The 8072-nt window shown below is 36.9% G+C and carries 8 protein-coding genes; 6 read left to right on the top strand and 2 right to left on the bottom strand.

The genetic code is table 11. The features are described 5' to 3' along the window. Positions 1–188: 188 nt before the first annotated feature. Genes B091_RS12205 through B091_RS0111035 form a run of 4 tightly spaced genes read left to right on the top strand, consistent with a single transcriptional unit; the run spans position 189 to position 5211 of the window. Positions 189–926 carry an oligosaccharide flippase family protein gene (locus B091_RS12205; protein WP_018110058.1) on the top strand — a complete coding sequence of 246 codons (738 nt, stop codon included), beginning with the start codon at positions 189–191 and terminating at the stop codon, positions 924–926. Next, positions 913–1395: a precorrin-2 dehydrogenase/sirohydrochlorin ferrochelatase family protein gene (locus tag B091_RS0111045; protein ID WP_018110057.1), complete on the top strand. Its 483-nt coding sequence runs from the start codon at positions 913–915 to the stop codon at positions 1393–1395. The genes B091_RS12205 and B091_RS0111045 overlap by 14 nt, the downstream gene beginning before the upstream one ends. Continuing rightward, positions 1382–3424: a uroporphyrinogen-III C-methyltransferase gene (gene cobA / locus B091_RS12535; protein ID WP_018110056.1), complete on the top strand. Its 2043-nt coding sequence runs from the start codon at positions 1382–1384 to the stop codon at positions 3422–3424. Before B091_RS0111045 ends, cobA begins: the two co-directional genes overlap by 14 nt. After that, entirely contained in the window at positions 3421–5211 is a 1791-nt protein-coding gene (locus tag B091_RS0111035; protein WP_018110055.1) for an ABC transporter ATP-binding protein, read from the top strand. Before cobA ends, B091_RS0111035 begins: the two co-directional genes overlap by 4 nt. A gap of 28 nt (positions 5212–5239) precedes the next feature. Here the strand turns inward: B091_RS0111035 and B091_RS0111030 are convergent, their stop codons facing one another. Beyond that, on the bottom strand, positions 5240–5869 hold the full coding sequence (locus tag B091_RS0111030) for an outer membrane beta-barrel protein (protein ID WP_018110054.1): 630 nt from the start codon (positions 5867–5869) through the stop codon (positions 5240–5242). A 315-nt stretch (positions 5870–6184) separates the two neighbouring features. Here B091_RS0111030 and B091_RS0111025 point away from each other — a divergent pair, with 315 nt between their 5' ends. Continuing rightward, positions 6185–6871 carry a MarC family protein gene (locus tag B091_RS0111025; protein WP_025069667.1) on the top strand — a complete coding sequence of 229 codons (687 nt, stop codon included), beginning with the start codon at positions 6185–6187 and terminating at the stop codon, positions 6869–6871. 192 nt (positions 6872–7063) lie between these two features. On the opposite strand, the gene B091_RS0111020 is transcribed toward B091_RS0111025, so the two are convergent. Beyond that, entirely contained in the window at positions 7064–7267 is a 204-nt protein-coding gene (locus B091_RS0111020; RefSeq protein ID WP_018110051.1) for a hypothetical protein, read from the bottom strand. Positions 7268–7294: 27 nt separating this feature from the next. Here B091_RS0111020 and B091_RS12685 point away from each other — a divergent pair, with 27 nt between their 5' ends. Next, complete coding sequence (locus tag B091_RS12685; protein ID WP_018110050.1) at positions 7295–7450, top strand: hypothetical protein; 156 nt, start codon at positions 7295–7297, stop codon at positions 7448–7450. Positions 7451–8072: the final 622 nt, after the last annotated feature.

Below are 8072 nucleotides of genomic sequence, written 5' to 3'. Positions count from 1 at the left end.
ATATTCTGTTTTCTGTATTGGTTGTTAAACTCTTCAATAGTTTGATAGTCTAGGTATGAATGCCTTCGTTGCTTTCTATACCAAATTTCAATGTATGGAGTTCCTAACTTTTTTCGCACAACTAGTTAAGCGACATTATCGTTATTGCAGCTATACAGACACAAATAGCTCTATTTATTGTGCGCTCAATGGTCATCAATAAGGCGGGATTAGAACAACTGGGGCTATTACAAGCGGCTTGGACAATCACGAATGTTTATCTTAAATTGATTCTAAACTCCATGAGTGCCGATTTTTATCCACGGCTTAGTGCTGTGAGTTTTAATAATAAAAAGACAAGAAAGCTGATAAATGAACAGGTTAACGTAATGTTAATTATTTCGGTGCCTATCATCGTCTTTTTAATGCTTTGCTCCAAGCTATTACTGACACTTCTCTACTCCAGCAGTTTTGAGTCGGCCTATACCCTACTGAATTGGAGAACTATTGGTATCTTCTTTAAAATCATCTCTTGGGCTTTGGGTTTTGTGCTTTTAGCCAAGGGTAAAGGGCTACTCTATTTTATTACAGATACCTCATTTAGTGTTATCTATCTTATTTGTATCTACTTTTTATTTCCTTATTACCAGCTAGATGCCGTGGGAATAGCCTACATGATTACCTATATATCGTACTTCATAATTGTTTATGGCCTACTGCATAAGATAATGCAATTCCGATGGCAAAAAGAGATACTACTTTCGGGGGTTGTTTGTTTAATACTCATTTTAGGAACTTTCTATATCGCACAGTTCACCGATAAGAACTCTATACCTTTGATTATCGTATGCTTGACTTTATCATCAACCTATTCACTCTACAAGCTCAACAAGGTTTGCAACCTAAAAACCTTATGCACTAATATCTTCAAAAATGGAAAAAAGTAAAAACTTCATACCACTTCTTATAAACTTAAAAGATAAGCGTGTGCTAATTGTCGGTGGAGGCAATGCAGCGCTGCTAAAAGCAAAAGGGTTGTATCGATTCACCTCAGCAATAACCATTATGGCTCCCGAGATAAAAGAGGAACTACTCAAATATCCATTTAACTTCATAACTCGATCATACCAACCTGATTTATTGGAAGAGTTCAGTATGGTCTATTGCAGTACAAACGATTACGACCTCAACCAAGAGATTGCAACCGATTGTAAAAATACAAACAAATTATGCTCAATCTGCGACAACCCTGACAATTCGATATTTGTATCTCCAGCAATTTATAAAGAGGAGAACATCACTATTTCTATTGGCACAAACGGCAAGAGTCCAAAGCAAGCAATTTATATACGAAATCAAATAAAAGTCTTAATTGAGCAAGGCATCTTAAAGACAGAATATCATGAAAACAAATAATATAATCAAAGTAGTTAGCCGAAGTAGCAAACTCGCAATAAAGCAGGTAGATGAAACATTTAAGTTACTCCCAGAGATTAAATACAGTTTACTGACTCTAGAGTCCTTTGGAGACCATCACAAACACCTTTCACTCTTGAGCGATACCATTCGTCCAGACTTCTTTACCAAAGAGCTCGACGAAATGTTACTCACTGGAAAGGCGGATATAGCTATTCACTCAGCTAAAGACTTACCCTACCCACTCCCTCAAGGGTTGGAGATCATTGCACTCACCTCGAGGGCAGACAATTCCGACTCGCTAGTTTGTAGAAAAGAATTGAAGGGCTGTACGTTGGAGAACTTACCACAAGAAACTATAATTGGTACGAGTTCCGCCAAAAGAAAACAGGAAATTGAAACAAGAAACGAGCATTTGATCTTAAAAAGCATACGTGGCACCATCGAAGAACGCATTGCACAAGTTGATAACGGTGCCTACGATGGGGTAATTATTGCCACTTGCGCTCTTGATCGATTGGGTTTAGAAGACAGAATTACCCAACGACTCGATTTTCAAACCCACCCGCTACAAGGGGCACTAGCTATTGTTAGTAAGCAGGGAAGAGATGACTTGAAACAACTCTTCAAACCTCTTGATGCTCGAAGTTGTTTTGGTAAGGTTTATCTAGTAGGCGCAGGCCCAGGTAGCCCCGACTTAATCACACTTCGAGGAAAAACACGCCTAGAGCAAGCTGACATAATTTATTATGACGATTTAATAGACAAAAACATTCTCTCTACCCTACAAGACAAAGAGCTGGTATATGTAGGAAAACGCAAAAACGTCCACTCTAAAGAACAAGGAGACATCAACACGCTACTAGTTAATAGTGCCATGGAAGGCAAACAGGTTGTACGCTTCAAGGGTGGAGACCCTATGATTTTTGCCCACGGCGGAGAAGAAATCGAATACCTGCAAAGCAATCTCGTTGAAGTTGAAGTTGTGCCTGGTATCTCGACAGCCAATGCCTTATCAGCACTTTGCAAGATTCCGTTAACCCATAGAGATCTCGCATCTTCGCTGGCCTTTGTTTCGGGACATGCATTATACGGACTACAAATCCCCAAGGTCGACACCTTAGTTTATTATATGGCCGGGACAAAGATTAAGCAGATTGCTACTCAAATGATAACCGAAAGCTGGGATCCGCAGACGCCAGTAGCCTTAATACATAATGTATCTTTACCCGACCAAAAAGAGTTCTACTATACGCTAACTGAATTGGCTGAGCAAGAGATAGAGTTTCCAAGACCTGTTATTATAGTTATTGGAAAGGTTGTAGACCTGAAGTTTAAATCAGCAAAAAGCTTAAATCCACAAAAGAATGTCTTAGTAACAGGTCTAGATCCTACCCCCTACCACTATTTAGGTCAAACTATTCATACCCCACTCATAGAGATGAAAGCCCTTTCAGACCTTACTGAATTAAATGCTACACTTAATAGATTAGACCGGTACGAGTCCTTGCTTTTTACTAGCAAGAATACTGTTGAACACTTCTTTGAAGCGCTCCATAAACAAAATAAAGATAGCAGAACCTTAGCTCATCTTAAAGTGTTTTCGATAGGAAGGACAACTTCTAAGGAACTCCTCAAATATGGGATTAGAGCAGATTATCAAGCCGTACAAGAAGACTCTATAGGAGTTATTGAGTTGTTTAGAGCAAATAATATTGGAGGAAAATTACTTGTACCACGATCAAATCTGGCACTCGACTTAATTCCAAATGGCCTAAGAGCAATTGGAATAGAGGTAGATACGGTAATTACCTATCAAAATGTGCTCCCTAAAAGTATAAAGAAGGTTGAGCTTAATACCATTGAGACAGTAGTATTTACATCCCCCTCTTGTGTTACAAACTTCTTAGAGGTTTACGAAACTATTCCTACAAATAAGACTATTATTGTAAGAGGAAAAACAACGTATGAATATTTAAAGAAGCTTGAGTATCCGATGCAACAAGTTGAACTATATAAAAAACCATGACACTATCACAGATGTTTCGCAATATATGGCCCTACGTACGCCCATATAAATGGCTAGTTATAGCAACGCTATTCTTAACATTTATAGGTTCACTTATTGCGCAGGTCAATGCCTGGATTCTACGATATGCTATTGATGGCATTAACGATACTGTAGAATCGGGCGGAACATTATCAGAAGGCTTAAAAGTTATTCTGTTGGTAACTGTGGTTTTGATAACCAAAGAGGTATTAACGTTTTGTATTCAGTTTGGGCAAAAATATTATGGGGAAAAACTTCGCATCTATACCTCACGAAATCTATCACAAGAGGTTATCGAAAAGATACTCACCTATCGGATGGCCTTCTTCTCGATGAATAATAACAGACCAGGTAAGCTTCAAAGTAGGATTGACCGTGGAGTAGATAGCCTGACACAACTCATGCACAACTTCTTTATTGATATATTGCCTTTATTTGCCAATGCTATTGTTGCTGTGGTCATCATGCTGAAGGCTAATGTTTATATAGGGTTGGTTGCATTACTGGTTTTACCCATCTATTACTTCATCAACAGACAGCAAGCTGCACGACTTAAGGGAGTAAGACAAAAGGTAAAAAAACTACGTGAAGATAAAAGTCAAGGTATTCTGAGCATACTCAACTCCATGCTCATCATCAAGTCTTTTAACAGACAAGATATAGAGACTAAAAAACAGATGGATTTGCAGGTTGACCTTACACAAACTCAGATTAACACCCGGAAACTTCGTTTTATATTTGAAGGAAGCAAAGGATTTGTGGAGCAAATCGGCGTAGCCATCATTATTGCTTTAACCTCCTATTTTATTCTTAAAGGGGAAATGACAATTGGATCAATCATGTTCTTTACACTTCTATTTAATAATGTTTCAGCTCCTGTTCGTCAACTACATCGAGTTTATGACCAGATGAACGATGCCCTAATTTATTCTGAGAGCTTCTTTGACATTATCAATGCTGAACCGACAGAGAAAGAGACCTCAGGAGCATTTAAACCCAATGTAATTAAGGGACATTTTAGTATTCGCAATCTAGATTTCACTTATCAGGGAAACCACATAAAGACTTTAGACAATGTAAATATGGATATCTACCCCGATCAGGTTACGGCTTTTATTGGATTATCGGGTGCGGGTAAGAGTACCTTGATCAACTTATTAGATAAGTTCTATCAGCCAGATGAAGGAACTATCCTCCTCGATGGACACTCCCTAGAAGAGTATAATACAGACTACTTGAGAGATAATATAGGACTTGTACTTCAGAAGAATCATATTTTTGATGGTAGCATAGAAGATAATATTCGTTACGGAATGCCCGAGGCCAAACACGAAGAGATTGTCGAAGCAGCAAAGCAGGCCTACATACACGACCAAATCATGCAGTTACCAGAGCAGTACGCAGGCCCAGCACTAAATCTTTCGGGAGGACAACAACAGAAGATTGCTATTGCAAGACTATTCTTGAAGAATCCTCCTATTGTTTTTCTGGATGAACCAACTTCAAGCTTGGACGCAATCTCTACAGAGCAAATCAAACTCAGCATGGATGCGATCAAGAAGGGAAGGACAGTAATTATTATTTCGCATAGCATATCTCAAATCATTGATGCCGACTGCATCCACCTAATTGAAAGCGGTAGAGTGATTCAGTCGGGTACTCACGAAGATCTCTATCGCAAGTCTCAAGCTTATAAAGAGCTATTTGATGCCATGGCAAGGAGCCTCAACATCAAAAAGATTTCGCAATCTATTGATCAATCTTGAAGAAGCTATCTGCGAACTTGTTACGGATTTAGAACTTATAGTATAAGCCAGCAGAAGCAATTCCTTTATACCCGTATCCGTATTCAAGCTTCAGACCAATAAAAGTACCGATCTCCATACAAAGAGGTGATATTTGATAGGTGAACTTAGTTGAAGTATCAGAAACTCGTTCTTCAGTATCTTGATCTCTACGCTTCCACTCTTGGTGATAACCATAAATCCCAACTCCTAGCAAAGAGTACATTCGAAAGACTCGCTTGTTAAGATAGGTATAACGCCCCTCTATAGCACCTCCATAAAAGTTCTCTTTATAGGTTGATTCGACTTGATAACGAGAGTGGCTTTTATCGTATACTTTGTAGAATAGTGTTGCTCCAACTGCCCATCTCTGGTTAAAGTTATAAGCATAACCAAGATGAAAGCCACTTCTGTTAGCAGCTTTTGTATTGTGATAAGTCAATTCTTTGCTATGCATATCAGCAATAATATTACTAAATATCTTATCTACAGAAAGACTAGAAAATACATCCTTTGATAAGCCTAGGCCTAAAGTGAACTCATGCTTTCGGAATGATTTCTTGTGATTAAAATCTTTTGCCCATAGCGAACTACTTATAAGTAGCATAAAGAGCGAAACAACAACCTTGGTCTTAATCATATCTCTGATTATTAATATTAAATTAAGATTCAAATATAAGTATTAAACATTTAATTCATTTAATTACAATACAGATATTGAGAACAAAAATGTTCAATCCTACAATAGGTACAGACTTAAGTTATTTTGACCGAGTCTCAATTTCTTAATAAGCTAAACGATACTATTATAAACAAGGAAATTTGTAAGCCATTAGAGTAAACAAAATAGCATGTTTTATGGTTTTATAACTCAAACTCAGGTGTGCTAAAAGCTCTCTTAATTTTAACAACACCTATATTAAGCTCTGTATTAGCAATATTAAAAGATAGAATTATGTCAACAGCAAGTTTCTTGTTTATTTTCTCGTCCTCGTTCATGGCGTTATTCCCTGTAGTTAACCCCATTGGGGGAGCATTCATTGTCAACGGATTCTTTTCTAATCTCGATGATAAGCACAGAAAGATAGCAATCAAAAAACTTCTGATTAACTACTTACTTATAGGGCTTGGTACCCTAGCTGTTGGTCATCTTTTCCTTTTACTCTTTGGGTTAGCTGTTCCTGTTATCCAGCTAGGTGGTGGTCTTTTAATCTGTAAGGCTGCGATTGATCTTTTGATGGACGAGCCGGAATCTGCACAAAAAAGCGAATCAGAAAAAAGTGTCACTGCCTCACAATGGAGTGAACTTGAAAGTAAGCTTTTCTACCCCATAACTTTTCCTATTAGTGTTGACCCAGGCAGTATCTCTGTTATTTTCACGCTGATGGCAACTGCGAGCGTAAAAGACAGTATGCTTGATACTGGGATTAATTACATGATTATAGCTACAGTTTTTGTCTGTATGGCAGCCATTCTCTATCTACTACTGACACAAGGCCAACGCTTCTTCAAGCGTCTAGGTGACTCAGGTAACCTAGTAATAAACAAGCTAATTGCCTTTTTCACCTTCTGTGTAGGTATTCAAATTATGGTTGAGGGTATTGCCAAAATATTCAACCTTGATATCAGCATTTTCTCTTAAGATTACTATTTATCTTTATTAGCCTCAACAAATCAACACTAGAATATAGCATTGATTTGTTGAGGTTTTATTTTAGGGGAAGATTATAAGATACCCTAGCAGTATATTTAGCCGTTAGAGAGGCTACTAAAAAGTGTTCAATGCTTATCAGGGACTAGGCCATCATTTTAAATGTCCGAATTTTAGGGAAGCCTACAGAGTAAATATTAATATTCCACCAATAAGAAGTAAAACAATCATTATGACAAGCATTGTTATGTTCCATTTTGTCTGCTTACCTCCTTCTAGTAGATAGCTAAATGATTTTTTTCGTCCTATTAGGGCAAAAAACAAATAACGAGGAATTACCCCTATAGCAAGTATGATATAAGCGATTAAGACTAATATATAAATCATATTTTTAATTCAAAGGTATCATAATTTATGAAGCGAGCAATAAAATTCAAAGCCCTAAGGGCAGATAATGGAGAGTGGGTAGAAGGTTATTATATCGGATCACATCAATCTATGCTTGATATGCAAATCCCACAGCTTTTCGGTATGATCCATCCTTTTTCTGTCTATATTAAATTAAGATAATAACAAAACAGGGACTAAGAAATTAATCTTAGTCCCTGCATCTTATATTTAGAAAAGGTTATATGGTCGGTAACCTTTAGTCAGCGGAGAGAGAGGGATTCGAACCTCTCAACATATTCCGTTCAAATCTAATCGTTTACAAAACTTTAAAAGCTCTGGTGTACGATTTGGGAAATATCGAAGTCGATGCAATCTTGTATGTTATGTCTACTTTTTGTCTGCATGTAACTCAGGTTCAAAGTTAATACATTTTTTTGAATATGCAACTACATTGTAAATCAATCACATACCTGAGGTGCAAGGTGCAAGGTCTATATATAGACACTTGCACCTTGCACCTCAGAGTATAGATTTATTGATTTATACTTGAAGCTAATATATATTTGATTTAAATCTCCAAATAGATCAGGTTTCTCAGTTGAAAAACAACAATAATATACCAAAGTTATTTTAGAATTATAGATAAAAAACAACACAACAACTTTTCAATATTTAATTTTATATTTAACTTTTAATTACTTACCTTTGAAAAGTAAATTTTGGAATAGAGTATTATGCGTATAACATCCAAATTAAATGTATATACGAATGTTTAAAAGAGAAGTTATTTAAATTAGACGTT

Origin of the sequence: Bacteroides propionicifaciens DSM 19291 = JCM 14649 (assembly GCF_000375405.1) — a bacterium.
GTDB lineage: Bacteria > Bacteroidota > Bacteroidia > Bacteroidales > Bacteroidaceae > Bacteroides_E > Bacteroides_E propionicifaciens.
The sequence above is the reverse complement of the archived record's forward strand: the minus strand, read 5'-3'. Positions and strand labels throughout refer to the sequence as shown.

Bases quoted from the DNA above. Each gene is read 5' to 3' on its own strand.
- B091_RS12205 (WP_018110058.1), top strand. From the start codon at position 189: ATGGTCATCAATAAGGCGGGATTAGAACAACTGGGGCTATTACAAGCG.
- B091_RS0111045 (WP_018110057.1), top strand. From the start codon at position 913: ATGGAAAAAAGTAAAAACTTCATACCACTTCTTATAAACTTAAAAGAT.
- cobA (WP_018110056.1), top strand. From the start codon at position 1,382: ATGAAAACAAATAATATAATCAAAGTAGTTAGCCGAAGTAGCAAACTC.
- B091_RS0111035 (WP_018110055.1), top strand. From the start codon at position 3,421: ATGACACTATCACAGATGTTTCGCAATATATGGCCCTACGTACGCCCA.
- B091_RS0111030 (WP_018110054.1), bottom strand. From the start codon at position 5,869: ATGATTAAGACCAAGGTTGTTGTTTCGCTCTTTATGCTACTTATAAGT.
- B091_RS0111025 (WP_025069667.1), top strand. From the start codon at position 6,185: ATGTCAACAGCAAGTTTCTTGTTTATTTTCTCGTCCTCGTTCATGGCG.
- B091_RS0111020 (WP_018110051.1), bottom strand. From the start codon at position 7,267: ATGATTTATATATTAGTCTTAATCGCTTATATCATACTTGCTATAGGG.
- B091_RS12685 (WP_018110050.1), top strand. From the start codon at position 7,295: ATGAAGCGAGCAATAAAATTCAAAGCCCTAAGGGCAGATAATGGAGAG.